Source organism: Salinicoccus carnicancri Crm (assembly GCF_000330705.1).
In the GTDB taxonomy this organism is placed as follows: Bacteria; Bacillota; Bacilli; order Staphylococcales; family Salinicoccaceae; genus Salinicoccus; species Salinicoccus carnicancri.
In genome coordinates this window covers 91,746-116,843 of sequence record NZ_ANAM01000008.1, presented here as the reverse complement: position 1 = coordinate 116,843, position 25,098 = coordinate 91,746, and the positions used below count along the sequence as shown (strand labels likewise).

Here is a 25,098-nt window from a genome sequence, read left to right as displayed (position 1 = left end):
AATGGAAAACTTTACAGCAGAGGAAATCATCCAGTATATCAGCGATGCGCACAAGGTGACACCGGTGAAGGTCTATGTAAATGGCAATTTTGAAGGTGTCGGCTTCCCCGATACACTGAAAGTATTCGGCAGTGAAAATTCCAAAACAGTTTTCGGGGATTATGCAGATTGGAAAGTTTTCCAGGATGCCAATGAGGATATTATTGAAGAAGTAGAAGTGGAAATGGACAGAAGGAATTCAGCAATTCCATTGAAAGATCTCTCAGCGACAAATGCGCGTGTCGAACCCGGAGCTTTCATCCGTGAAAATGCAGTGGTTGAAGACGGTGCGGTCATCATGATGGGCGCAACGATCAACATCGGTGCCATCGTCGGAGAAGGCACAATGATTGATATGAATGCCTCCCTCGGCGGACGTGCAGTCACCGGCAAGAACGTACATGTCGGTGCCGGTGCCGTCCTTGCAGGGGTCATCGAGCCACCGAGTGCCTCCCCGGTAGTCATCGAAGACGATGTACTGATTGGTGCGAATGCAGTAATTCTGGAAGGGGTCAGAGTCGGTGCCGGTGCCATCGTTGCCGCCGGCGCAATTGTCACTGATGACGTACCAGCCGGTGCGGTAGTTGCAGGCACACCGGCCAAAGTGATCAAGCAGTCGCAGGATGTTGACAGTTCAAAACGTGAAATTGTCTCAGCATTGAGGAAATTAAATGACTGATCTTGATTTTGCGGTCACCCACCGGAGGCTGTTGCATCAGATTCCAGAAACAAGCATGGAAGAAGTTCAGACAACGGCACATATCATCAGATTCCTCGATGAATTGAATATTCCTTATGAACGCCCCCTTAAGACGGGGGTCGTTGCATATATGGACGGAAACTCAGACCGCACATTTGCCTTCAGGGCGGATATCGATGCACTGCCCATCCATGAAGGAAACAATGTGGAATTCAGGAGCAGGACTGACAACAGGATGCATGCATGTGGCCATGACGGCCATACCACAGCCCTGATGCTATTTGTGCAGCGGTGCAGGATTTTAAAGGAAAGAGGGGCTCTCCCCCATAATGTTGTCTTTATATTCCAGCCGTCCGAAGAAACGGCTGCCGGGGCAGATCAACTCCTCCGATCCTGGAAACCCGTGGCAAAAGTGGAAGCCGTTTTTGGAATCCACCTTATGCCGGATGAAGATGAGGGTAAAGTCATGCTCAGGGACGGAGCCATCACAGCAAGTGCAACTGAATACCGTTTCCGTATAGCGGGTGAATCCAGCCATGTCGCTTCAAAGCATCAGGGCATATCGGCCGTAGAAGTGCTGATGCATCTGTCGACCCAGATTTCACAGCTGCAGCATTTTCATCTGGACGGACTCAATAGGAACATTGTCCATATAGGAAGTATGAATGCAGGGGAAGCGATAAACACGGTTGCAAGCCGTGGTTATCTCGAAGGTACAGTCAGAACTTATGTACCTGGAGACCTTAAAGTGATAAAAGACCGGCTGCAGCTGCTGGGTGAAACTGCGGAAACTCTTTTTGGTGCAGAAGTAAACGTGACATTTAATGAAGGCTACCCGCCGGTGATGAATGATGCATCACTCAGAAATACGGTGGACGAAGCTTTGAGAAACATGAAAGTGGAAGCGGTCGATAAGGAGAAGCCCTATCTTTTCGGGGAGGATTTCAGTTTCTATAATAAACTTGCCCCCTCCTATTTTGTGTTTTTCGGAAGCAGGAACGAAGATAAAGGATATACAGGAGGGCTCCATACATCCACATTCAACTTTGATGAAAAAGTACTTGTGGATGTGGCCGACTACTATGAATCCATACTAAACAGTCTGTAAAGGAAGTGCTTCAGATGGGTGGAATACTCACAATCGACAGAGAACAATTCATTGAAACAGCAAAACATTCCGCCGGCGGCAGGGATGTTATCGCAGTTGTAAAGAACAATGCATATAACTATGGATTGGAGTTTGCTGTCAGGGCATTTTGGGAAGCGGGTATCCGTTCCTTCGCCACCACTTCCCTGGACGAAGCCAAGCGTATCCGTTCATATATGCCAGAAGCTCTGATATTCATGATGAATCCAGTCAGGAATCTCGAAGCGGTGCGTGAATATGATCTTCATATCACAATGCCTTCTCTGGAATATTATTATGAATACCATGAATCACTCGCGGGAATCAATGTGCATCTGGAATTTGCAGGACTTTTCAACCGCTCTGGATTCGAAGGTGCCCCTGGCATGGTGGAAGTGATGGAACATCAGAAAACCCTCCAAGCGGCTGAGCAGATGCATATCAAAGGGATATGGACACATTTTGGGTATGCAGATGAACTGGGGATGGATGAATATGAAATTGAGCGTGGCATGTGGCTTGACCTCCTGGAAACATTGGATATATCAGGATATACCTTTGATATTGTACACGCCCAGAACAGCGCAAGCTTTGCCCGTGATGGTATTTTGGATGGACATACCCATCTGCGGCTCGGCATCAGCCTTTACGGCTCACGTCCCTACTATGGCCTCCCTGAAACGGCTTTTATCCAAAGTCTTGAACTGAAAGCGGAAATTGTACAGATAAGAAGTATCAGATCGGGTCAGAAATGCGGCTATGGCGGATCATATGAACCGGACGGAGACAGAAGGATAGCTGTCGTCGACATCGGCTATGGTGACGGCCTGTTAAGGAAGCGTGCGGCATTCGACTGCATGATAGGCGGCAGAAGATATCCGATAAAATCTCTGATGATGAGCCATATGATTGTAGAAATCGACGATGCAGTCTCTCAGAGTGATGAAGTGGTATTATACAGCAATGAAATGAGAATAGATGAATTCACGGCTAAGGGTGTCGGGGCCAACTCCGAACAACTGGGCGCATTGAATTATCAATCTTTGGAAAAGGTGATTTTAAATGACGTTGGAATACATCAATAATGAACTATCTGTAAACGGACACGGTTTAACAGGCATCGCACGTGAATACGGCACTCCTCTTTTCGTATATGATGAGAATGCGATCAGAACCCAGTGCCGGAAATATCACCGGGTGCTTGAGGAGGCGGGTCTTGATTATTCCATTTCGTATGCGTCCAAAGCATTTACGTCTGTCCAGATGGTAAAGCTCCTTGAAACGGAAAAGATGAAGCTCGACGTAGTCTCCCAGGGCGAACTCTATACAGCGCTCAAAGCGGGATTCAACGCCCAGGATATCCATTTCCACGGGAATAATAAGACAGTACAGGAAGTGGAGTACGCCCTTGATTCGGGGGTTGGCCTTATTGTAGTGGACGCCCTCGATGAAGTTGCGTTGATTGACAGCATTGCAACTGGAAAGATCGATGTGCTGCTGCGCATTAATCCCGGAGTGGACGTGGACACGCATGAATTCATCCAGACCGGGCAGGAAGACAGTAAATTTGGACTTTCAATACATAATGGTTCAGCTCTCGAGGCCGTCAACGCCATCAAAGAAAGCCGCCACCTGAAATTCAGGGGCATCCATTATCACCTGGGAAGCCAGCTTTCCACCGAATCTCCATTCCTTAATGCACTGGAGGCTGTCTACTCGTGGCTTTCGGATTCATCATTGGATATAGAAGTACTGAATATGGGTGGGGGCTATGGTGTAAAATACGTTGAAGACGACAGGCGCTTCCCTGTCGACTCCGGTTTCAGAAGGATTATCGGAAAACTGAAAAGGTTGACGGAAAAGTATGGCTATCCCCTGCCCCATGTGATGATAGAGCCTGGAAGATCCATCATAGCTGAAGCCGGCACGACCGTTTATGAAGTCGGTGTGATCAAAGAGATACCGGGTATAACCAAATATGTATCCATTGACGGAGGAATGAGTGATCATCTCAGAACACCCCTGTACAATGCACAATATGAATTAGTCCCTGTGAACAGAACAGACGTTGATAATACTGAGGCGAATGTAGTCGGCAAGCTGTGTGAATCCGGCGATATCATAGGCAAACACCTGTCTGTACCAGCCGATTTGAAACGGGGCGACCTGCTGGCGGTAAAAACTACGGGTGCCTATCATTATTCCATGGCGTCCAACTATAACCAGATGGCGAAGCCTGCAGTCGTGTTTGTGGACGATCAAGGAACACGGCCGGTCATCCGTAGACAGACTTTTGAACAGCTTATAGAAAACGATATATTATAAATCCGATTAATTAACGAGAAAACCTCCCGGACAAAATGTCCGGGAGGTTTTGATGATACAAATCAATTTACATTTAAATGATTTATATTATAGTTTAACAACGTTTGCAGCTTGTGGGCCGCGGTCGCCTTCAACTACTTCAAATTCAACTGATTGACCTTCCTCGAGGGATTTGTAGCCCTCTTGGTTGATAGCTGAGAAGTGAACGAATACGTCGTTTTCGCCTTCAATTTCGATGAAGCCGAAACCTTTTTCTGCGTTGAACCATTTTACTGTACCTTGTTTCATTAATTAAATCCTCCAAAGACGATATTCAATATGCAAATTACTCAGAGAAGACAAATGTATTAAGCCTAATACGTCTCAGCTGTATAATAATGCCTATTGCACTATCAATTATACGCCATGAATCAGAATATTGCAAACCAATATTTGAAGGATTCCCTCATTGTTTTTTAATTTTAGAATGTATATACCGAGTCATCTTTCATCATGATAGGTGTATAGTAGATTTGTATGTCCTCTCCACAATCTTCACAATATTCAAGTTCGCATCCATTGAAGAAAGCGTGCATGTCATACTTTCCTGTCCTGAAGCTGTGATAGGTGCTTTTCATCTCATCAAGTAGTTTCCTGTATTCCTGTCTCATTTCATTTTCAGCATCGAATGTATATGTTTCCACAATGTTCTGCTGCCAGTCGTCAAAAAGCCACCAGCCTTCATAGTCGGCTTTAAGTATAACGATATGAAACATTTTAAAAACTCCATTCGCTTTTGATAATATATGTATTATATACGCGTATAATTAGCATTATCAAGTTAAAATACTTATAATGTAATATAAAGAGGTGCAAAATATGGAAACTAGGATGATTATTGTAATCGGTCATGTACAAGGTGTCGGTTTCAGATTTTCAACAAAGATGATCGCTGATGAGCTGGGAATTACAGGATATGCCGAAAACGTTCAGGACTACGTCGAAATACTGGCAACCGGCAGCGCGGAAGCACTGGATACATTTACGCGAAGAGTTGTCGAAGGTGCCTCCCCCTCCTCTAGCGTGCATGACTACTCTGTCAAGCAACTGGATCTTGATGACAGTTATAAAAAATTTTCAACAAAATAGTACTGACTGAAGGTGTAATATCGACATGAAATATAATATATCCCACTGGTTTGCTTCAATGGTGTCAATACCGGCTGCCATCATTGCCGGCCTAGCTTCAATGATTGCATTCGATATCCATCTTGTCTACGATATGTTGATCGCAGCGGGTGGATTTTTTGCAGCATATTTTCCATCCCAATCCTACAGCATGAAGTCACAGTTGAGAGAAATGGGCATAACAAAAAGTGAATATAAATATGTCAAAACAAAGCTTGGTGAAGCAAGGGAGAAAATAAGAAGACTCAGAAAGAATTATAAAAATGTAAGAACATTGAAAGATGCAAAGCTCATTTATGATATCAACAGGATTGTCAGGACAATATACAGTTCCGTCGAAGACAATCCGAAGTTGTTTTTTGGTGTCCAGCAATTTTTCCATTCGAACCTCGATTCGGCTGTGAATACTATCGAACAGTATCTCTACCTCTATAAAATGCCGGGAAAATCCAAAGAAGAAAAAGTAAAGCTGCATGAAACCAGAATTTCGCTCCTTGAGCTGAAGCGTACACTCCAGTCCAACCTTTCAGCAATGAACAGAAGCACCTATCACTCATTGGATGTGGAAAAGGAAGTGATCAAATTGAACCGCAAGCGTTCGGGAGGGCCGCTGCGCCTGGACAATGAACTGGATAGACAGAAAGTCAACATGGACAAAAAAGAGAAAGAACCAGCAAAAGCTGACAGAGGTGAAAAAAATGAAGGAAGAAAATAAGTTGAAGGAAGAGCTTTTAAGCGATCCTTTTGCCCCGATGGAGCGTGATGCGGATCAGTCTGAAAGAGAACTGAAACTTCAGCCTGAAAGTGATATGGAAACCTCGCCCCGCCAGACAGCAGAATCTCTCACAACCTATAAAGAAAGTTTCGATGAGGAAGAGCTGAAGAAAATCAAAGAAATCAAAGAGAAGATTGAGCCGCTTAACAATGATGCCCTCATCCAATACGGCTCCAATGCACAGCAGGCACTTTCCAAATTTTCACATCAGATGCTGAACGAAGTACAGTCCAAAGATGTGGGCCCTATCGGTGATACCCTCGAAGATCTGATGAAGAAACTTAAAGAAGTGGATCCTGATGAATTATCCAGTGAAAAAAAGAATATTTTCACACGTCTGTTCAGGCGTGTAAAGAAGTCTGTGAACGAAGTCATCTCCAAACACCAGAGTGTAGCCTCCCAGGTGGATCGTATCAGTATCCAGCTTGAGCATGCCAAGGAAGTACTGACTAAGGATGTTCATCTGCTGGATAAGCTTTATGATCAGAACAAAGATTATTTCGATGCAATCAATATCTATATTGCAGCGGCGGAAATGAAGAAGGAGGAATTGAATAACGAAGTCCTCCCCGATCTTAAAAAGAAGGCGGATGCATCAAACAACCAGATGGATGTGCAGGATGTGAATGATATGATGCAGTATATCAACCGTCTTGAAAAACGGGTCCATGATCTGAAGTTGTCAAGGCAGATTACACTTCAGTCCGCTCCCCAGATCCGCATGATCCAGAATATCAACCAGACGCTGGCTGAGAAGATACAGAGCTCCATCCTGACAAGTATTCCGCTGTGGAAGAATCAGATGGCCATAGCACTTACACTGCTGCGTCAGGAGTCTGCTTCACAGGCGCAGCGGGCAGTGACCAATACCACGAATGAACTGCTCACTAAAAATTCTGAGATGCTCAAACAGAATTCGCTCCGTACAGCAGAGGAAAATGAGCGTGGCATCGTGGATATTGAAACACTTAAAACGACACAGGAAAATCTCGTAACGACAATCGAAGAGACGCTGAGGATACAGCAGGAAGGCTCTCAAAAACGCCATGCTGCAGAAAAAGAGCTTGTACAGATGGAGGACGATCTCAAATCGCGTCTGCTGCAACTCAAAGAGGAGCATCGCTACTAATTAATATAAAAGCAGTCCGGAAAATTTTCCGGACTGCTTTTTCTATCAGGTATATTTGATTTTCTCTTTTCTAAGACCGATGAGATATCCCGCAACATAGCCGATAATCATGAACGGTATCCATTCGAATGAACTTGCGAAGAATGGAAGATTTTCGAGCCAGGGCATCTCGAGCCAGGCATTGCGGTGAACGACACTGAGTATGCTTACTACGATTACGAGTGCTACAGGCACCTGGAAACTTAGTCTCGGTGATGTAAAGAAGTAAGTGACAAACAGCAGTATGACCGATGTAATCGCAATCGGATAAAGAATTGAAAGTACCGGTACGCTCGTCTGGATGACCTGTTCCAGCCCCTGGTTTGCAAGGATGAAAGAAATCAGCGTAAAGATGACTACGAAAATTTCATAGGAAATTTTTGGCAGGACCTTATGGAAATACTCACTTACTGAAACTATAAGACCTGTCGCTGTCGTCAGACAGGCAAGCAGCACTATGGCAGCCAGCAGAATCATGCCGAACTGGCCGTATGCCAGGTCAGAAACGAAAGTGAGAATGAAAGTGCCTGAGTTCTGGTCTCCGATTTCTTCCGGTGTCAGACTGACTTTATTGCCTATCCACCCAAGGGAAACGTAGATGATACCCAGGAGTACGGCTGCGATGGATGCCGATTTTACAGTACCAACCAGCAGATCTTTACGATTGTTAACCCCGAGCTCCCTGATGGAATTCAGTACGACCATGGAGAATGCGATGGCGGCAATGGCGTCCATTGTCAGATATCCTTCCGTAAAACCGACCGAAAATGGAGAATCTGTGTTGAACCCTTCACCAAGCGGTGCAGAATCTGCTCCGAAATATAAAGTGATTGCACGTATGATCAGCGCCACAATAGTAACCAGCAGGAATGGAGTCAGTATTTTTCCAATGCTGTTGGTAAGTGAGTCCGCCCTGTAACTGAGTGCAAATACAATCATGAAGAAAATGACACTGAAAATAAAAAGACTTAAAGCCCCTGCATTCTCCATGAATGGCAGCACAGACATTTCATAGCTGGTTGTTGCCGTTCTTGGAATGGCAAAGAATGGGCCGATTGTTAAGTATATGGCGACCATGAAAATAATTGCAAAAACGGGATGTACCACTTTCAATGATTCGACATACCCATCTTTTGATATTGAGCCGGCAATGACACCGATAAGCGGCAGTCCTACACCCGTAAGGACAAAACCGGCTATTGCCAGCCAAAAATAGTCTCCGCTTACAAAGCCGAGTCCCGGTGGGAAGATAAGGTTGCCCGCACCAAAGAACATGGCAAAAAGCATGAAACCGACGATGAAACTATTTTTAGTACTCATCTTGTGACCTCCTAATATGTGAAATAATAGATAAACATTAGTTTACATTATAAGACCTTTAAAGTCTATAAAATTTTAAATTATCAGATATATGAAAATGATGTAAATCTAAATGACCAGTGATTTAATGACCCGTTCGATAACATTTGGAAGAATATGTCCGATTTCTTCAGGATTTTCTACGACCACTGCATTCTGACCGTAAATATTCCTGATTGCATCACGGGTATTCTCCTCATTATCAACATCGATGAAAATATTGATGACATTGATGCCATTTTTCCTGGCTTTATTGACGGCTTCATGGGTATCTATTACACCACTCTGGTTATATTGCTCTGCGCTAGGCAGACCGTCTGAAAATATGATCATGAATTTATCCTTTTCCATCCGCCTGCTGAGTATATCGGTTTCATGTCGGAAGATGAAGCCGTCTCTGTTATCGCCTGATGCTTCAATATCCAGAAGTGATACAGGATAGTAGTATATGGATCTGTCAAAATCCAGATGCTCATACAGATAATTCGGATAGTGATCGGACATGATTTCAAATGAGTCTTCGTGATGCGATACAATCCTCTGCGGGATACCGAGGCTCTTCAGGATGTTGTTTATGATGACGATACCATTTATGCACTCTTCCATATGGTCTGTCATCGAATAGGACTGGTCAAGTATGATGGAAAACGCCGCATCAACCTCTTTCGACTCTGAAATCTTCTTGGTGAATATCTTGTGGCTGCCACTTACAATTGCACCAGTAGGATTCTTCATCAGCTTTCCTGTGCTCCTGTTGGATTGGAACTCATTCATCTTGAAATTCATTATTTTTGTAATGTCGCCTATTACCTGCTGTGCCAGATCATTATAAAAATCATATATTTCCCTGTATCTTCCATAATTGGTCATTTTGATCTTCGGCTTTCTGACCAGGAGTTCTGCGTGTGTGTTGGCAGTCCCCGTGTCACGCAAGCGGTTGTCTCCCCTGTTTCGGCCGAAACCTTCATGGAAGTCCTCTACATCGTCATCGTAAGCATTCTCTAGATCATGCCTGCTCTTTCTGGCTGTATTATTCCCTGTTTCACCCAGCACAGCTGCATCTTCCACATCGCGGTTGGTTTTTGTATCCACCCTGCCCGTATCGTGACTGATATCCTCTTCGTCATTTTCACTCTGCAGTTTCTCACTATCCTTTCTGAAAGGCGTCGTACGGTTAAAGGCACTGATGTCATTAAAAGGCATATCATGAATCTGATGATAGCCTGACAGTCTGTTGCGGGGGGCAGATGCTTTGATTATCTGTTCTGTAATTGCTATGCTCTCCGTTGTACTTTTACTGATGATGCCGAAAGATTCATCACCAGCCTTGAAATGACTTTCATATTCCAGTACAGCCGTGTTCAGAGCCTTCAGCAATAATTCAGCATCATTGGTGGAGTGTTTTCTGTATTTCTCCAGCAGAATAGCATCGCCTGATGCAATCATACGCTTTATAAATGGCCGCTGTCTGATGGACTCCATCCTGTTGCGGTAATGCTCCAATGTCAGGAAAATCTGCTGGAAGAGTATATCCCGATCCTTTACAGTTTCAAACTCTTCATAATCAAACAATGAAGCAGACGGAAATCTTGTCAGTATATCATGGCGGAACCCCTCGAGCTCCGTAATGTCATATCTGTGCTTCCAGAACGTACTGACATATACAGTATTGACGTATGGGTTGAAATAGCTGTGCTTACGTACAGAAACAGACGCGTCTTTATCTTTGAATAACAGACGTGCCAGATCTGTAAGTTCCATCATGACTGTGGAATCAATGATTTCATCATTGAATTTTATAAATGAATAGCTCATATCTATCACATTCCAAAATGAAGTCCGGCTGCATTCAGTATCGCTTTCTTTTCCTGCTCACTGTCGAGCTTATCAATGATGGCCCGGTAGCAGGCACGGGAAAGTGGCATCAGGGTGCTCAGATCCGCCATATCCAAAAGACTTCTCACGCTCGAAGGTTCCCGCGATATCTGGCCCTGCTCGGTCATTGTCACCAGATCCTGATGGAAATCGGTCAGCGTATCAATGATTTTCTCATCATCCTGTATGCTCTGGTCCATAAGGACGGTTTTGAGTGATTCCTTGGATACATAGCCGATTTCAATGACATTAAACCTGTTAAGAAGCGCTTCGTTCATCGGCATGGTACCGACGTAGCCGACATTGATGGCTGCAACCGCCCTGAAATCCTTGTGGGCAGTCAGTGTTTCACCGGTCAATGGGTTTGTGAGAGTTCTTCTGTAATCAAGGGCTGCATTTAATATAGGGAGGACTTCCGGTTTCGCCATGTTTATTTCATCGATGTAAAGAATCGCCCCGGCATTCATGGCACGTATGACCGGCCCGTCGATGAATACGATTTCCTGCCTGTTATCTGTATATTCGATCGTTTTAAAGCCGAGAAGTGCCTCGATATCAACATCCACTGAACAGTTGATGCTGTACATTTCCCTGCCCAGTTCGTCTGCCAGATCCTCAGCCAGCCGCGTTTTACCGGAACCTGTCGGGCCTTTCAACAGAAGGTTTTTTCCGAGTTTCAAAATGCTTTCGGCATCCTGCTTTATATGTTCATCGTTGTGTAGGAATTCAGCACACATGATTAATTCACATCTTCAAAATAAGTCTTGTAGTAGCCCCCGACTTTTCCGGAGTTGTCTTTGACGAATATATATTCATCAGTTTCATTGACCACTGTATATTCCTGGCCTTTAGTCAACATATCTGAAACTTTATATTTGGCAGCGTTTGTATGTACTGCCCTCACAGTTCTTAAGTTATTGTCATTCCATGTTTCATGAAGCATGTATATCTCCCCAGACTTTCAGATTTTAAATATATTCTAACATAAAACAGCAGGCTTCCCACGCGGAAACCTGCTGTTGATAACTTATATCAGCCTTCCAGAAGAAGGTCTTCAGGGTTTTCAATCAAGTCTTTGATTGTTTTAAGGAAACCGACGGCTTCCTTACCATCAATGATCCTGTGGTCATAGCTGAGTGCAATGTACATCATCGGACGGTTTTCCATATTATCATCATCGATTGCAACCGGGCGTTTCTGGATTGTATGCATACCCAGTATGGCAGCCTGTGTTCCGTTGATGATCGGTGTGGACATGAGTGAACCGAATACACCACCATTTGTAATTGTGAATGAACCGCCGGTCATATCGTCAAGTCCGAGTTTCTTATCCTGTGCCTTTTTGGCAAGGCTGGCGATATCGGATTCTATATCGGCAAAAGTTTTACGTTCTGCATCTCTGACGATTGGAACGACAAGGCCTTCTTCTGTTGACACGGCTACACCTATATCAAAGAACTGTTTTAGAATGAGGTCCTCTCCGTCAATTTCCGCATTCACCGCAGGATATTTTCTGAGTGCAGCGACAGCAGCTTTTGTGAAAAATGACATGAAACCGAGACGTGTACCGTCATGACGGTCCTGGAACTGATCTTTCTTGCGTTTTCTGAGCGCCATGATGTTTGTCATATCGACTTCGTTGAATGTCGTAAGCATTGCTGTATTCTGTGAAACTTCCAGAAGTTTCTTGGCGATGGTCTGCCTTCTGCGGGACAATTTTTCCCTTACAACCGGTTTTTCAGGATTGTCTGATGATTTAGACTTAGGTGTTTCTTTCTTTGGTTCTTCCTGTTTTGCAGGCTGTTTGGAATGATTGTCGACATCCTGGCCTCTGACAAGTCCGCGCGGATCTGAAGCGTTGATGTCACTAAGGTCGATCCCTTTTTCGCGTGCCAGGCGGCGTGCGGATGGTGTCGCAACAATGCGGTCATCATTATTTTCTGGTCCGCTTTCTTTTGAAGATGCCGGTTCTACCTTCTCATCTTCAGTTCTGCTTTCCTTTTCGCCTTCTCCGGATTTGTCTTCATCAGATTTTTTCTCTTCAGAAGCATCCTCCTCTGAACCGCCACCTTCGCCGTTTTCACCGACAATGGCGATCACCTGACCGACTTCGACAGTGTCGCCCTCTTCTGCTTTGAGTTCCGTTATTACTCCGGCCTCTTCACTGATCACTTCAACATTGACTTTATCCGTCTCAAGTTCAAGGATATTCTCTCCCTGCTCTACACGGTCGCCTTTTTGCTTCAGCCAGCTTGCTATTGTTCCTTCTGTTATGGATTCAGCCAATTCGGGTACTTTTACTTCTGCCATTATTTTACCTCCTAGGATTTTAGAGCGTTGTCAATGATATTTTGCTGTATGATCTTGTAAGACTCCCCGTCGCCTTCTGCAGTTGAAGCACGTCTGATTCTGCCTATATAATTAAATTCTGTCTTCTCGGGAACAATATCCAGAAGATGAGGCAGGACGAAGTGATAGGCACCCTGATTTTTAGGTTCTTCCTGGACAAATCTGACTTCCTCGAGATTTTTGATGTCATTGAACAGATTCTGGATGTCTTCAGATGGGAATGGATAGATCTGTTCCAGACGGATGAGCAGAATGGAATCATCCGGAGTTTCCTTCTGTGCGTTCATCAGGTCCACAGCCATTTTCCCGCTTGCAACCAATACTTTCCTGACTTTTGTTTTCTTGTATTCCGGTATGATCACTTCTCTGAAGCCGCCCTCCAAAAATGCGCTTACGGGTTCACTGACAAGCTGGTTCCTGAGGAGGCTCTTAGGTGTCATAAGAACGAGTGGTTTCATGCTTTCGGTACCGAGATACTTTGCCTGTCTTCTGAGAAGATGGAAATAATTGGAGCTGCTGGAAAGGTTCGCAACTGTCATGTTGTTTTCAGCTGCCAGCTGCAGATATCTCTCAAGACGGGCTGATGAGTGTTCTGCACCCTGTCCTTCCGAACCATGCGGAAGGAACAGGGTCATGCCTGACTGCTCTCCCCATTTCGCATTTCCAGCGGACAGGAAGTTGTCAAAGAACACCTGCGCCATATTGGAAAAGTCGCCGTACTGTGCTTCCCATATTGCCAGAGCTTCTTTGTTTTCAACATTATAGCCGTAGTCAAAACCGACAACAGCGGCTTCTGACAGCGGCGAATTGTGAACGTCGAACGTCGCATTCACATCATGCACTTCGTGCAGAGGTATGAACTCCTCTCCCGTGTCAGGATCATGGAGTACCACATGACGTTGGGCAAATGTACCCCGTTCTGAGTCCTGGCCGGTCAGCCTGATCGGTGTTCCATCCTGGTTTATGGTGGCAAAGGCGAGTGCTTCCGCGTGGGCCCAGTCAACCAGTGCATTTTCATCCTCGAATGGTTTCTTTCTGCGGTCAAGGACATTGGAAAGCTTTTTGAAGACGGTGAAATCATCCGGGTAGTTGAACAATGTTTCGTTAATATCCTTGAGTCTGGCGTAACCAATCTCATCGACAGCATTTTCATGCCCTCTGAGGACTGCTTCCGGTGTATTCAATTTACCGTCTACATTCGTATCAGACTTGTCAATCTTGTCATGAGCTTCCCTCATCTTATCGAGCACACTCTGGATAACCTGCTTTTTCTCATCCTCTGTGATTATCTCCTGCTCCACAAGTTCACTGCCGTACAGTTCATCGATTGTCGCACGCTCTTTGATTTCTTTGTAGAGCATCGGATTGGTCGTCGTGGGTTCATCCATTTCATTATGGCCGTAGCGGCGGTAGCCGACGAGGTCGATGACGATGTCCTTATTGAACTTCTGTCTGTATTTCAGTGCAATCTCAATGGACCTGAGCACATGTTCAGGTTTGTCCGAGTTCACATGGAGTACAGGCAGATCAAATCCGAGAGCTGCATCTGATGCATAGACAGTCGATCTTGCATCAGTCTCCTCAGTGGTGAAGCCGATACGGTTGTTGGCAATGATATGAAGTGATCCGCCTGTCGTATAGCCGTCAAGCTTGCCGAGGTTTAATGACTCGTATACAATACCCTGTCCCGGGAATGCAGCGTCACCGTGGATGATCGCCGCAATTGCCTGGTTGTAGTCCTGCTCCGGCAGGCCGGTATGGTCTGTGGATTCCTGCTGCGCCCGTGTCTTACCAAGTACAACAGGACCAACGACTTCCAGGTGACTCGGGTTGTTTGCAAGACTGATGCGCTGCTCCAGTCCCTTGTCGTTCCTTGTCTTGGCGCCGCCCAGATGGTATTTCACGTCGCGCGCCCACCCCTGGGTGATTTCAAGGGAGCCGTCTTCAGGCAGGAACTTCATCGGATCGGTATGCATGAATTCACTGATCATCATTTCATATGGCTTTTCGAGGATGTGAGTCAACACATTGAGGCGACCCCTGTGGGCCATGCCGATCTGGAGATTTGGAATGCCGGCGTCAGCCAGCATAGCGAGAAGATGATCAAGCATCGGAACCAGGCTGTCGACACCTTCGATGGAAAAACGCTTGGCCCCGACAAAGTTCTTATGAAGGTACTTTTCAAAGCCTTCAACTTTTGCAAGTGTCCTGAAGAGATGTTTCTTTTCATCATCACTTAACGAAACAGGACTCTGCTGTTCGATTGTTTCCTTGAGCCATTGACGTTCTTCTGTGTCATTGATATGCATATATTCATATGCGAGCGGGCCTGTATACAATTCATACAGCTGCGTCATCGCTTCGTATGCATTATCATAATGATCCCCAAGATGCGAACTAACCAGAGAAGCCGGCATCTGTTTCAGATCATCTTCAGAAAGGCCGTAATCTTCAAAGTCAAGACTTGGTATGTTTTTTACGTCGGGTCTGTATACAGGATAAATATCCGATTTCAGATGACCGAACAGCCTGATGTTATCCAACAGTCTCAGCAGGCCCTTAACCTTGTCCTGATCCATATTTGAAACGGCAGCACCGGACTTGCCGGAGCCGATACTCTCAAACAGCGTGCGCATTTCCTCGCTCACACTGTCGGGATCTTCTTGATACATGTCATGAAGCTCGAGAATCATCCCCAGGTTCGTTCCAAACCGAAGCGGAGCGTTCTCAAGTTCTTTCTCTTGCATTTTGCCACCCTCTTTAGAAACTTTTTAACTTTTACACATACTATTCTAGCATTAAGACATACCGTTTTAAAGCGAATTATAGGTGTAAAAAGGACAATAACATCAATTATATCGGGAATCTTATCGTGACCTTTGTAAATTTACCCTCGTCACTCTCGAGCCATACGTTTCCCTTATAGTTCTCGATTAATTTTTTTGCGATTGACAGTCCGAGCCCGTTGCCGCCCTGCTGTCTGCTTCTCGATTTATCGACTCTGTAGAACCTGTTGAAGATCACATCTATTTCCCCATCTGGGATCCCTATGCCGTGATCCATGATGGAGATGTCGAAATAGTCCTCTTTTTTCTCGGTCGCAACTATGATGTGCTTGTTCTGTGTATCGTATTTTATGGCGTTGTCGAGAAAGATGATGAGCATCTGTTCCACATGGTAGGAATTGATCATGAACTTGATCGGCGATGGGTCCAGGTCCAGAGAGAATGTATAATCCGGATGGACCTTCTGCATGGCATTTACACGGCCTCTCACTTCCTGGTTGATATCAATCTCCTCTTTGCTTTCGTTCATTTTGCCATCATTTTTGGTCAGAAGGAGCAATTCTTCTACAAGCTTGTTGATACGCTTCAACTCGTCGATGGAGATGTCGAGAGATTCATCAAGCACTTCCGGCTTATGTTTCCCCCATCTGCTGATCAGTTTGAGATGTCCCTGTATGATCTGCAGGGGCGTTCTGAGTTCATGCGAGGCATCTTCTACAAACTGCTTCTGCTGGTTGTAGGATTCCTCAAGCGTGTCCATCATATGGTTGAATGAATCCACCATGTAATCAGTCTCTTCCGTATTCGTTTTAAGTTTCAGACGTTCCGAGAAACCTTCCGATTCAATCCGTTTCAGCTGGTTCGCAATGCTTCTGATCGGTTTGACCATCTGGGTGGAGAAGAAATAACTGATTATGGAAGTGAATAATATTGATAGGAAACCGACAATGATGGCGATGAACATCATCATCCTGATGACGGAATTATAGGCATCCAGAGGATGGATGACCGATAGATAACCGTTCCAGTATTGTGAATCGATATTTACCCTGCCGATCAGATAGCTGCTGTCATCTGTCTCCATCTGAGAAATTTCCTGTTCATAGACCGTTTGGAATTCGCTCTCAAGATCCATCGGCACGCCCGTGGTAGCACTGTAAACCACATCTCCGCCCTGTGTATAGAGAATCATCTTCTGTCTGTCATAGAGGCTCGAATAAATTTCATTCTGGCCAATTGTATTTATCGGCTGCGATTCATACAATGATTCCAGCTCTTCCAGACTTCTCTTGAGCGAACGGTCCTCCTGGTCCTTCAGGTAGACACTTGTGAAATAGATCAGCAGTGAGCTGAATATGAGGTATGTGATTGTAATTATCAATGTCGACAGCCTGAGCCATCTGTACTTTAATGAATTTCTGTTCATGGCCGGATCACATATCCTACGCCGCGTACAGTTTCGATGTATTTATGTCTATTGAAAGGTTTCAGCTTGTTGCGCAGATACCTGATGTACACGTCCACGACATTTGTCTCCACTTCACTTTCATATCCCCATACATGGTCAAGTATTGTCTCCCGCTGCAGTACGATGCCGGCATTTTTGACAAGCAGATAAAGGAGTTCATACTCTGTCTTTGTAAGTTCGATATCATCCCCTTCAATGGCCACCCTGTAGGCTGAAGTATCGATTGAAATACCGTGGAGTTCCAATACTTCCTGCTTTTCCTCCATATTTTGGGACCGTCTCATTATCACCCGGATTCGTGCCAGCAACTCCTCAATTTCAAAGGGCTTGACGATGTAGTCATCCGCGCCGTAATCAAGGCCGACAACCTTGTCGTATGTCTCCCCTTTGGCTGTTATTATGATGATGGGTACATCTTTGACTTTCCGGATTCTCCGGCAGACTTCAAGACCGTTCAACTCAGGGAGCATCAAATCGAGCAGGATGCAATCATAATCATTCCCGAGGGCCTTATCAAGACCATCAGTGCCATTTTCAGAGAGGGTCACTTCATACCCTTCATGGACAAGCTCAAGTTCTATGAACCTGGAAAGGTTGATTTCGTCCTCCACTACCAAAATATGTTTCATATTCATCTTCCTATCTACTGTTTTTCATATCATATCATTTTAACTGTATTATGAAAAAAGTTAAATGTGTGAAAGAATGTTCTGTCGTCCATCTCAAAAAATAAAAAAGCAACGTCCAAAAATTGGACGCTGCCTATGTGTGTTGGATATATTCCTCTGGTTTGAAAATGATCTTTTTAAATAAGGGGGGCTTATTCATTCTCATTGATAATCATTTTCAATTACATTCTATCCAGTTATCCTCACACTGTCAAGCTTTTTATGAAAAATCATTGTTGCAACGAGCACAACCATCGTTCCGGCAACAATCCCCGCAATGACATCTGTTGGATAATGGACACCCAGGTACACTCTTGAAGATGATATCATGAGTATGAAGAAAGCACACAGTGCGTACAGCACTCCTTTGCTTCTCATGCCGCTATTTTTAATGATGATGCCGAGTGAACCGAAGAATATTGTCGATCCCATCGCATGCCCACTCGGAAAACTGAATCCGGTAATATCAATCAGTCTCAATAGGGAGGGTCTTTCCCTGTCGAAGGAATTTTTGGTTACCGGTATCAGAATACTGCTTGCCAGCATCGCGACTATCAGGAAGAGTGTATGGAATTTGAGTTTGTAAAGCATCAGTATGGTGATCATGATAAGCGACAGGATCACCATTGTCAGAACCTCACCCACCTGTGTGAACCCGAGCATCAGAGCCGTAGTGATGAAGCTCTCCGAGGCATAGATGAATTCATACACCTCGGTATCGATCCATTTGCCTACTCTGGATTCATGGAAATAGGCAATCACGCCGAAGATGAGCGTGAATACTAGAAATAAAGACATTTTTTTTGTGCGGCTCACTATTTGTCCTCCTTGCTGAGCAGTCTGTCCACAAGGTCTTCAGGCTTGAATCCTCCTTCAAAACCTTTCATTCTTGCAATGATTTCACTTCTGTTGCTTTCAATCCTGGCGGCGCTTTGATTAAAATGTGAAAGATCCAGATCGGACTCCTGTATCACTTCCGCATATCCTTTTTCCTTGAAGTATTCAGCATTTTCCACCTGATCGCCTCTGCTCTGGGATAAAGGCAACGGTATGAGAATCATCGGTTTTTCATTGAGAAGGAATTCATATATCGCATTCGATCCACTGCGTCCGACGACAAGGTCCGATATTTTTATAAGATGAGGCAGTTCCCTTTTGACAAATTCATATTGTCTGTATCCTTCCCTCTCAAAAGAGGAAATATGATTCCCTCTGCCGCACAGATGGATGATCTGCCATTCCTCAAGCAGTGTATCAAGGTTATCCCTTACAAACTGGTTGATTGCTTTTGAGCCGAGCGACCCTCCCATGATCAGCATGATAGGTTTTTCCGGATTGAACTCAGTCATTTCGTATCCGATACGGGAATATCCCCTGCTGAGCTCATCCCTGATTACCGGTCCCAAGTATTCTGCTTTGTCTGCCGGCAGGTAATCCAGTGTTTTCTTGAAAGTGACAAATATTTTCGTTGCAAATTTACTTGCAATTTTATTTGCCAGTCCGGGAGTGATATCCGACTCGTGTATATAGACAGGAATATTCAATGATCTAGCTGCCAGTACGACCGGCACACTGACGAATCCTCCTTTTGAAAAGACAAACTCAGGTTTTTCCCTTTTCAGGATTTTCCTGGCATCAAAGATGCCTTTTATCACTTTGAAAAGATCTTTACCATTTTCAATGGAAATGTAACGTCTCAGCTTCCCGCTCGAGATGTTGAAGTATTTGATTGAAGTGGCACTTATTAATTCTTTTTCAATACCTTTTTTTGAGCCGATATACACGGGCTCGACATCCCGATTGAAAAGGCCCGGAATCAGAAGCTTATTGAGCATCACATGCCCTACGGTGCCGCCACCTGTAAGCACGACTTTTCTTTTTTTTGAATCCATAATATCCTCCATACTCCATTATGCTAAATACTTTAAACTATTTGTCCGGTTTGCACAATATAAAGCCGCATAAACATAAGTTCATGCGGCTTTGACCTTATTCTGCATCCTGCTCTTCAGAGGATTCCTCCTCCGGAGTGCCCTGCCCTTCAGGCTGGCTGGAATCTTCTTCGGTGGATTCTTCTTCTGCAGATTCTTCAGAGGATTCCCCGGACTGACCTTCTCCGTCCTCCTCAGGTGCTGGGCGTTCTATTTCTATATGTTCCGCATTTTCGGATGCACGCTGTTCTATTTCCTCTTCCGAGTATTCTCCATTGATATAATCTATCAAATAGTTGAGCTGGGCATCATTCTCATTGATGTACTGTCTGAGTTCGCTCATCAGGGCAGTTGACGTCTCACCTGTCACATCGCCCGTCTGCTCGAGCTCCTGCTCGCCCTGAAAGTTCATGACTGCGGTTGTAAGTTCAGGTGTGAATGTCGTATTGAAATCACTGATTTCATATCCGAGGGTATCCAGTGCGACTTTGATGGAAGTCACTGTCTCATTGGTCTGTCCCTCGGCATAGACTTCCTCTTCACTGAGCATATCCACGCGGTAGTAGTCCGGATTGACCAGCTCTATATCCGGCGTGATGCCCTCTTCATGAATCCAGGTACCCTCCGGTGTCAGCCATTTGGTGTTGGTGTACTTGAGCATTGAGTTGTCACCGAATTCCTGTGTGCGCTGCACTACTCCCTTGCCGAATGAGCGGGTACCGGCAATGGTGACATCCTCATTCAGGTCATTCATCGCTCCGGTGAATACTTCTGACGCACTTGCGGATCCTTCATTGATCAGTATATACACATTCATATCCTCAGTGGATGGGTTGACTTCATTCTCGGTCACGATTTCGGTGCGCTCACCTGAGTTATCTTCGAGATGGAGCGCCGTCTCTCCTTTTTCAACAAACTGGTTGATCATTGAAACGGCCTCATCAAGCAAACCGCCCGGATTGTAGCGGAAATCTATGATCACGTCATCAACTTCCTCCTCAGCGGCCCGGTTCAGACTGTCCTCAAACTCCTTGGTCGTCCCCTCCTGGAACCTGTTGACGCTTATATGGGCCACATCATCAATCACTTCATAAGTCACACTTTCAATATGGATGGTGTCCCGTGTCACGGTAATATCCATCGGCTCGCCTTCACCCCGGACAATGGATAGGACGACATCCGTCCCTTTTTCCCCGCGTATGAGCTGTACTGCCTCATGGGTGGTCATCCCTTCTGTGGATTCACCGTCTACACCGACAATCTGGTCTCCGGGTTCGAGACCTGCTTCTTCAGCCGGCGAACCTTTCATCGGGGATGTAATGATGATCTTGCTGCCTTCCTGCATCACTTCCGCACCGATGCCTTCAAAATCACCGGTGACGGATTCCTGGAATTCAGCCGTCTCATCCTTGTTCATGTATTCACTGTATGGGTCATCCAGTCCTTCGACCATACCTTCAATCGAAGACTCTATAAGTGCATTCCTGTCTACATCAGTATAGTATTCTGATGTAATGGTATCGTATACATTGTACAGCTTGGCGAATTCACTCCTTGTATCCGTGCCCACGTTGACGGCTTTTTCCGAGCCTGCTTCAAGGCTCAGCGCTGTCACCACAGCTGTAGCGATTACAGCCGTCAGCATGATGATGATGAACCAGAATAGGTTTATGCTTATTCGGCGGCCACCGCCTTCAACTGATTTTTTATCCTTTTGGTCCTCGTTCAAAATTCACACCTAATTTCTACTTGAATAATTACATAATAGTTTAACAGTTTATGTATTGAATTTAAAGAAAAAGAACAGAAAGGCACATACCTTCCTGCTCCCAGCCGGCTGGCTTGTTATGCTTCTATGAATGGTACTGCGGCATCGAGTGCGACTTCGATCATTTCATTGAATGTCGTCTGGCGTTCTGCACTTGATGTCGCTTCTCCTGTCAGTACGTGATCGGAGACCGTCAGGATAGAGAGGGCGCGCGCATCGAATTTCTTGCTGATGGTGAACAGCGCGCTGGATTCCATTTCAAGTGCAAGGACTCCGTACTCGGCAAGCTGTTCGATATTTCCATTTTCATCATAGAAAGAGTCCGCGGTAAAGACGTTGCCGACTTTGATCTCCATGCCCTTCTTCTTCGCTTCGTTGTAGCTCGACAGAAGGAGTTCAAAATCAGAAGTAGGCGCATATTCGATGTTTTTGAAGAGTTTTCTGTTCTGGTAAGAGTCACTTGAAGCACTTTGTGCCAAAATAACATCGCGGACCTTTACATCTTTCTGGATCGCTCCACATGTACCTACACGGATCAGGTTTTTGACGCCGTATTCCTCCATGAGTTCATGGATATAGATGGAAATGGAAGGTACGCCCATGCCGGTGCCCTGTACAGAGATGCGTTTTCCTTTGTAGTAACCTGTAAACCCGAGCATGTTGCGGACTTCATTGTAGCATACTACATCATCCAGGAAAGTTTCGGCAATGTATTTTGCCCTGAGTGGGTCTCCTGGAAGAAGTATCGTGTCTGCGATGTCGCCTTTTTGTGCATTGATGTGAATACTCATTTCTTGTTCTCCTTTAATTTCAAAAATTGTTCAGTGCTGCAGCCAATTCCGGTAATCCTCAAAGGATTCGTCATATACAGAGAGGGGCATGCCCCCGTAGGGGTTTCGCTCCAGATAATCGGACACCTCAGAATAATCATCGGCATCACGAGGAAACATGGAATCATCAAATATCAGAGCGGCGAGGCGCCCGATATCGGAGTCCTCGCCCCGCCGCGTCTTGATATAGTGATAGTAGGAATAGTTTTTCATTATTTGACAGCTGTTCTGACTACAACTGTTTCCCCTTTTACAGTGTCCGATACGGACTGGATGTCGAATGATGCAAGTTCATCACTGTTCGTAATGATAACCGGTGAAATGGTACTGTTCGCCTCTTCCTTCACGAGATCGATATCGAATGTGACAAGCTTGTCACCGACTTCTATCCTGTCCCCTTCCGAAACGAAGCCCTCAAACCCCTTACCTTCCATGGCCACTGTCTCAAGACCGATGTGGATCAGGACTTCCACCCCGTTGTCGGTCTTGATGCCGATAGCGTGGTTCGTAGGGAACACCTGCATAATCACACCATCGACAGGTGCGACCACTTCGCCGTGAGAAGGGTCGATGCCGAAGCCCTCCCCCATCATTTTTTCTGCGAAAACGGGGTCCGGGATATCTTCAAGCGGTACATAGGAGCCATTCATGGGACTTTTAATCTCCAGGGTTTTGTCTACATCTTTTTCTTTCTTACCGAATAGATTTTTGAACATCTGCTTCATCTCCTGTTTTCTTCTTCTTTATATAATAGCCCATTATCAGTCGAATAAACGAAGATATTCTGCATATCCTTTTTCTTCCATCTGATCTTTTGGAATGAACGTGAGCGCCGCGGAGTTGATGCAGTAGCGAAGTCCTCCCAATTCTTTCGGGCCGTCGGGGAACACATGGCCGAGATGGCTGTCGGAAGTTTCGCTCCTCACCTCTGTACGCCTCATGCCGAATGAATCATCGAAGTGTTCCGATACATCCCCGGATACGGACTTTGAAAAACTCGGCCATCCGCAGTCGGAGGCGAATTTATCCCGGGAGGAAAACAGCGGTTTCCCGCTCATCTTATCCACATACAGTCCATCTTCATAATGATCCCAGTATTCATTCTGGAAAGGGGGTTCCGTCCCATTTTCCTTCATTACGCTGAATTCAGCTGCTGACAGTTCATCAATATTCTTCATTGTCATATATCAATTCACTCCCCAGTGGTTTTCTACGAATGCTTTCCTTCCCGAACCTTTGTAATAGGCATTGTAATGGCCGCTGTTGGTCTGGTAGAAGTCCTGATGTTCATCTTCGGCACGGTAGAAGTTCTTGTAAGGCAGAACCGGCGTGTTGATTGGTTTTGAGAAAATATGCTGCTCGTCCAGTTCTCTGATGACCTTTTCAGCTGTTTCTTTCTGGGCTTCATCATGGTAGAAGACCGCCGGTTCGTAACTTGGCCCTCTGTCACCAAATTGCCCTGTGTTATCAGTAGGGTCGAAGGTCTGGAAGAAAATTCCAAGCAGTTCTTTATAGGACATAATGGATTCGTCAAATTCGATCTGAACGGCCTCTACGTGTCCTGTTGATCCACTCGTTACTTCCTGATAGGTCGGGTTTTCGACATGTCCGTTCGAGTAACCGGAGACCACGCTGTTCACTCCTTCAAACTGGTCGAACGGTTTCACGAGACACCAGAAGCACCCTCCTGCCAATGTTGCTGTTGACAAATAAATCACCTCATCTATTATCTTTCCATTGAAAAATACCATTCATCGTTCTGGTAATCAATCGACTCGACTCTCACATCAAGTCCTGCCGCCCCGTCAAACAGAGCTGTATCGATGATCAGCGCACGTTCATCTTCGGAAAACGAAATACCTTCCGGCAGATCGCTTTGGGAACGGATGATCGAATAAAGGGTATCCTGCGGAAGCGGAATATTTGCTATGTCTATATCCGACACTTCAAATACTATTGTATCACCTGTTGCCACCGGCTCAAGCTGAAATGAGGCATCCACACTGATTCCGTAAATATTGTTCCGGGAATTGAGGCTGATGCCCGATTCGCTGATATCGAGAGACAGGCTGTCATCATCAATACTTTCCATGATCAGCGATTCCACAGCATCATTCGTCATCTGTATTTCCATACCCGAACTTCCACCGGAATAATTATCCTGTTCCTCGGGAGCTGTGTAGCTTTTCGAGAGGAGATAGACCAGACCGAAGGCGGCGATGATGTTGACTGCAAGAAGGATGATGAACATCCATTTCCAGATTTTCATCCAGGATGCACCCCTGACGTGTTTTTTCTCGTCAGCTTCAGGAATTCATGCGGGTACCTGTTGCTGTCATCGATGGTGCCCTCCTGTCTGGCAGTTATTTCCCAATCATTCATATCATATTCCGGAAAAAAGGTGTCCCCTGCAAATGTTTCATGGATGCGTGTTATATACATTTCATCGACGAGTTCCATAGTCTGCTTGTATACACCGCTGCCGCCAAAGATGAATATCTTTCCGGGAAGCTCGCTGATATCATCAATATCGTGGATGATATCAGCACCTTCAGCGCTGTAGTCTTGGTTTTTGGTGAGAATTACATTTGTGCGGTTTGGCAGCGGCCTGCCGAGGGATTCGAAAGTCTTTCTTCCCATGACGATGGTGTTGCCCTCCGTCAGTTTTTTGACATGTTTCAGGTCGACCGGCAGATGCCACGGCATTCCATTTTTGAAACCGATGACATTCTGATCGGCGTGGCATACAATCAATGATACCATT

27 protein-coding genes are annotated in these 25,098 nt (G+C 45.3%); 7 read left to right on the top strand and 20 right to left on the bottom strand.

Going from position 1 to position 25,098, the window contains the following annotated elements; genetic code table 11:
* The first annotated feature begins 1 nt into the window (after position 1).
* The 4 genes from dapD to lysA are packed head-to-tail and all read left to right on the top strand — an operon-like array spanning position 2 to position 4,190.
* Positions 2 to 718 (top strand): 2,3,4,5-tetrahydropyridine-2,6-dicarboxylate N-acetyltransferase, encoded by a 717-nt coding sequence (dapD, locus tag C792_RS0108255; RefSeq protein WP_017548998.1) that lies wholly within the window; start codon positions 2 to 4, stop codon positions 716 to 718.
* Positions 711 to 1,847: a M20 metallopeptidase family protein gene (locus C792_RS0108250; RefSeq protein WP_017548997.1), complete on the top strand. Its 1,137-nt coding sequence runs from the start codon at positions 711 to 713 to the stop codon at positions 1,845 to 1,847. Before dapD ends, C792_RS0108250 begins: the two co-directional genes overlap by 8 nt.
* 14 nt (positions 1,848 to 1,861) lie before the next feature.
* Positions 1,862 to 2,950, top strand: a complete 1,089-nt coding sequence (locus C792_RS0108245; RefSeq protein WP_017548996.1) for an alanine racemase — start codon at positions 1,862 to 1,864, stop codon at positions 2,948 to 2,950.
* Positions 2,928 to 4,190: a diaminopimelate decarboxylase gene (gene lysA / locus C792_RS0108240; RefSeq protein WP_017548995.1), complete on the top strand. Its 1,263-nt coding sequence runs from the start codon at positions 2,928 to 2,930 to the stop codon at positions 4,188 to 4,190. Before C792_RS0108245 ends, lysA begins: the two co-directional genes overlap by 23 nt.
* 87 nt (positions 4,191 to 4,277) lie before the next feature.
* Here lysA and cspA read toward each other — a convergent pair whose 3' ends face one another.
* Both cspA and C792_RS0108230 read right to left on the bottom strand, forming a co-directional pair.
* Positions 4,278 to 4,478, bottom strand: a complete 201-nt coding sequence (cspA, locus tag C792_RS0108235) for a cold shock protein CspA (RefSeq protein ID WP_017548994.1) — start codon at positions 4,476 to 4,478, stop codon at positions 4,278 to 4,280.
* A gap of 173 nt (positions 4,479 to 4,651) precedes the next feature.
* Positions 4,652 to 4,945 carry a DUF1033 family protein gene (locus tag C792_RS0108230; protein WP_017548993.1) on the bottom strand — a complete coding sequence of 98 codons (294 nt, stop codon included), beginning with the start codon at positions 4,943 to 4,945 and terminating at the stop codon, positions 4,652 to 4,654.
* 103 nt (positions 4,946 to 5,048) lie between these two features.
* Between C792_RS0108230 and C792_RS0108225 the strand changes: the two genes are divergently transcribed.
* From C792_RS0108225 to C792_RS0108215, 3 genes are read left to right on the top strand one after another with little or no spacing between them, the layout of a single operon-like run.
* The gene (locus tag C792_RS0108225) at positions 5,049 to 5,318 is read left to right on the top strand and encodes an acylphosphatase (protein ID WP_017548992.1); all 270 of its coding nucleotides are present in this window, start codon (positions 5,049 to 5,051) and stop codon (positions 5,316 to 5,318) included.
* Positions 5,319 to 5,343: 25 nt separating this feature from the next.
* Positions 5,344 to 6,072, top strand: a complete 729-nt coding sequence (locus C792_RS0108220) for a 5-bromo-4-chloroindolyl phosphate hydrolysis family protein (protein ID WP_017548991.1) — start codon at positions 5,344 to 5,346, stop codon at positions 6,070 to 6,072.
* Positions 6,056 to 7,261, top strand: coding sequence for a toxic anion resistance protein (locus C792_RS0108215; RefSeq protein ID WP_017548990.1), 1,206 nt, complete (start codon positions 6,056 to 6,058; stop codon positions 7,259 to 7,261). The genes C792_RS0108220 and C792_RS0108215 overlap by 17 nt, the downstream gene beginning before the upstream one ends.
* Before the next feature lie 45 nt (positions 7,262 to 7,306).
* Here the strand turns inward: C792_RS0108215 and brnQ are convergent, their stop codons facing one another.
* The 18 genes from brnQ to C792_RS0108125 all read right to left on the bottom strand — a co-directional run bounded on the left by brnQ (position 7,307) and on the right by C792_RS0108125 (position 25,097).
* Complete coding sequence (gene brnQ, locus C792_RS0108210; protein WP_017548989.1) at positions 7,307 to 8,620, bottom strand: branched-chain amino acid transport system II carrier protein; 1,314 nt, start codon at positions 8,618 to 8,620, stop codon at positions 7,307 to 7,309.
* Positions 8,621 to 8,728: 108 nt separating this feature from the next.
* A complete protein-coding gene (locus C792_RS0108205) occupies positions 8,729 to 10,474 on the bottom strand; it encodes a vWA domain-containing protein (RefSeq protein WP_017548988.1) in 1,746 nt (581 codons plus the stop codon).
* Positions 10,475 to 10,479: 5 nt separating this feature from the next.
* Positions 10,480 to 11,271, bottom strand: coding sequence for an AAA family ATPase (locus C792_RS0108200; protein ID WP_017548987.1), 792 nt, complete (start codon positions 11,269 to 11,271; stop codon positions 10,480 to 10,482).
* A 2-nt stretch (positions 11,272 to 11,273) separates the two neighbouring features.
* Positions 11,274 to 11,477 carry a DUF6501 family protein gene (locus C792_RS0108195; RefSeq protein WP_017548986.1) on the bottom strand — a complete coding sequence of 68 codons (204 nt, stop codon included), beginning with the start codon at positions 11,475 to 11,477 and terminating at the stop codon, positions 11,274 to 11,276.
* Positions 11,478 to 11,566: 89 nt separating this feature from the next.
* On the bottom strand, positions 11,567 to 12,844 hold the full coding sequence (gene odhB / locus C792_RS0108190; protein WP_017548985.1) for a 2-oxoglutarate dehydrogenase complex dihydrolipoyllysine-residue succinyltransferase: 1,278 nt from the start codon (positions 12,842 to 12,844) through the stop codon (positions 11,567 to 11,569).
* An 11-nt stretch (positions 12,845 to 12,855) separates the two neighbouring features.
* Positions 12,856 to 15,630 carry a 2-oxoglutarate dehydrogenase E1 component gene (locus C792_RS0108185; RefSeq protein ID WP_017548984.1) on the bottom strand — a complete coding sequence of 925 codons (2,775 nt, stop codon included), beginning with the start codon at positions 15,628 to 15,630 and terminating at the stop codon, positions 12,856 to 12,858.
* A 106-nt stretch (positions 15,631 to 15,736) separates the two neighbouring features.
* Complete coding sequence (locus C792_RS0108180) at positions 15,737 to 17,095, bottom strand: HAMP domain-containing sensor histidine kinase (protein WP_017548983.1); 1,359 nt, start codon at positions 17,093 to 17,095, stop codon at positions 15,737 to 15,739.
* On the bottom strand, positions 17,092 to 17,766 hold the full coding sequence (locus tag C792_RS0108175; RefSeq protein ID WP_017548982.1) for a response regulator transcription factor: 675 nt from the start codon (positions 17,764 to 17,766) through the stop codon (positions 17,092 to 17,094). Before C792_RS0108175 ends, C792_RS0108180 begins: the two co-directional genes overlap by 4 nt.
* Before the next feature lie 228 nt (positions 17,767 to 17,994).
* A complete protein-coding gene (locus tag C792_RS0108170) occupies positions 17,995 to 18,621 on the bottom strand; it encodes a phosphatase PAP2 family protein (protein WP_017548981.1) in 627 nt (208 codons plus the stop codon).
* Positions 18,621 to 19,697, bottom strand: a complete 1,077-nt coding sequence (locus C792_RS0108165; RefSeq protein WP_017548980.1) for an undecaprenyldiphospho-muramoylpentapeptide beta-N-acetylglucosaminyltransferase — start codon at positions 19,695 to 19,697, stop codon at positions 18,621 to 18,623. Before C792_RS0108165 ends, C792_RS0108170 begins: the two co-directional genes overlap by 1 nt.
* Positions 19,698 to 19,794: 97 nt before the next feature.
* Positions 19,795 to 21,465 (bottom strand): S41 family peptidase, encoded by a 1,671-nt coding sequence (locus C792_RS14415; RefSeq protein WP_017548979.1) that lies wholly within the window; start codon positions 21,463 to 21,465, stop codon positions 19,795 to 19,797.
* Positions 21,466 to 21,581: 116 nt separating this feature from the next.
* Positions 21,582 to 22,295 (bottom strand): purine-nucleoside phosphorylase, encoded by a 714-nt coding sequence (gene deoD / locus C792_RS0108155; RefSeq protein ID WP_017548978.1) that lies wholly within the window; start codon positions 22,293 to 22,295, stop codon positions 21,582 to 21,584.
* A 30-nt stretch (positions 22,296 to 22,325) separates the two neighbouring features.
* The gene (locus C792_RS0108150; protein WP_017548977.1) at positions 22,326 to 22,547 is read right to left on the bottom strand and encodes a YozE family protein; all 222 of its coding nucleotides are present in this window, start codon (positions 22,545 to 22,547) and stop codon (positions 22,326 to 22,328) included.
* Positions 22,547 to 23,050, bottom strand: a complete 504-nt coding sequence (locus tag C792_RS0108145; RefSeq protein WP_017548976.1) for a PTS sugar transporter subunit IIA — start codon at positions 23,048 to 23,050, stop codon at positions 22,547 to 22,549. Before C792_RS0108145 ends, C792_RS0108150 begins: the two co-directional genes overlap by 1 nt.
* A 45-nt stretch (positions 23,051 to 23,095) precedes the next feature.
* Positions 23,096 to 23,518, bottom strand: a complete 423-nt coding sequence (gene msrB, locus C792_RS0108140) for a peptide-methionine (R)-S-oxide reductase MsrB (RefSeq protein ID WP_017548975.1) — start codon at positions 23,516 to 23,518, stop codon at positions 23,096 to 23,098.
* 3 nt (positions 23,519 to 23,521) lie between these two features.
* Positions 23,522 to 24,043 (bottom strand): peptide-methionine (S)-S-oxide reductase MsrA, encoded by a 522-nt coding sequence (gene msrA, locus C792_RS0108135; protein WP_026090293.1) that lies wholly within the window; start codon positions 24,041 to 24,043, stop codon positions 23,522 to 23,524.
* A gap of 17 nt (positions 24,044 to 24,060) precedes the next feature.
* Positions 24,061 to 24,603 (bottom strand): DUF2140 family protein, encoded by a 543-nt coding sequence (locus C792_RS0108130; RefSeq protein ID WP_017548973.1) that lies wholly within the window; start codon positions 24,601 to 24,603, stop codon positions 24,061 to 24,063.
* On the bottom strand, positions 24,600 to 25,097 hold the full coding sequence (locus C792_RS0108125) for a dihydrofolate reductase (protein WP_017548972.1): 498 nt from the start codon (positions 25,095 to 25,097) through the stop codon (positions 24,600 to 24,602). Before C792_RS0108125 ends, C792_RS0108130 begins: the two co-directional genes overlap by 4 nt.
* Position 25,098: the final 1 nt, after the last annotated feature.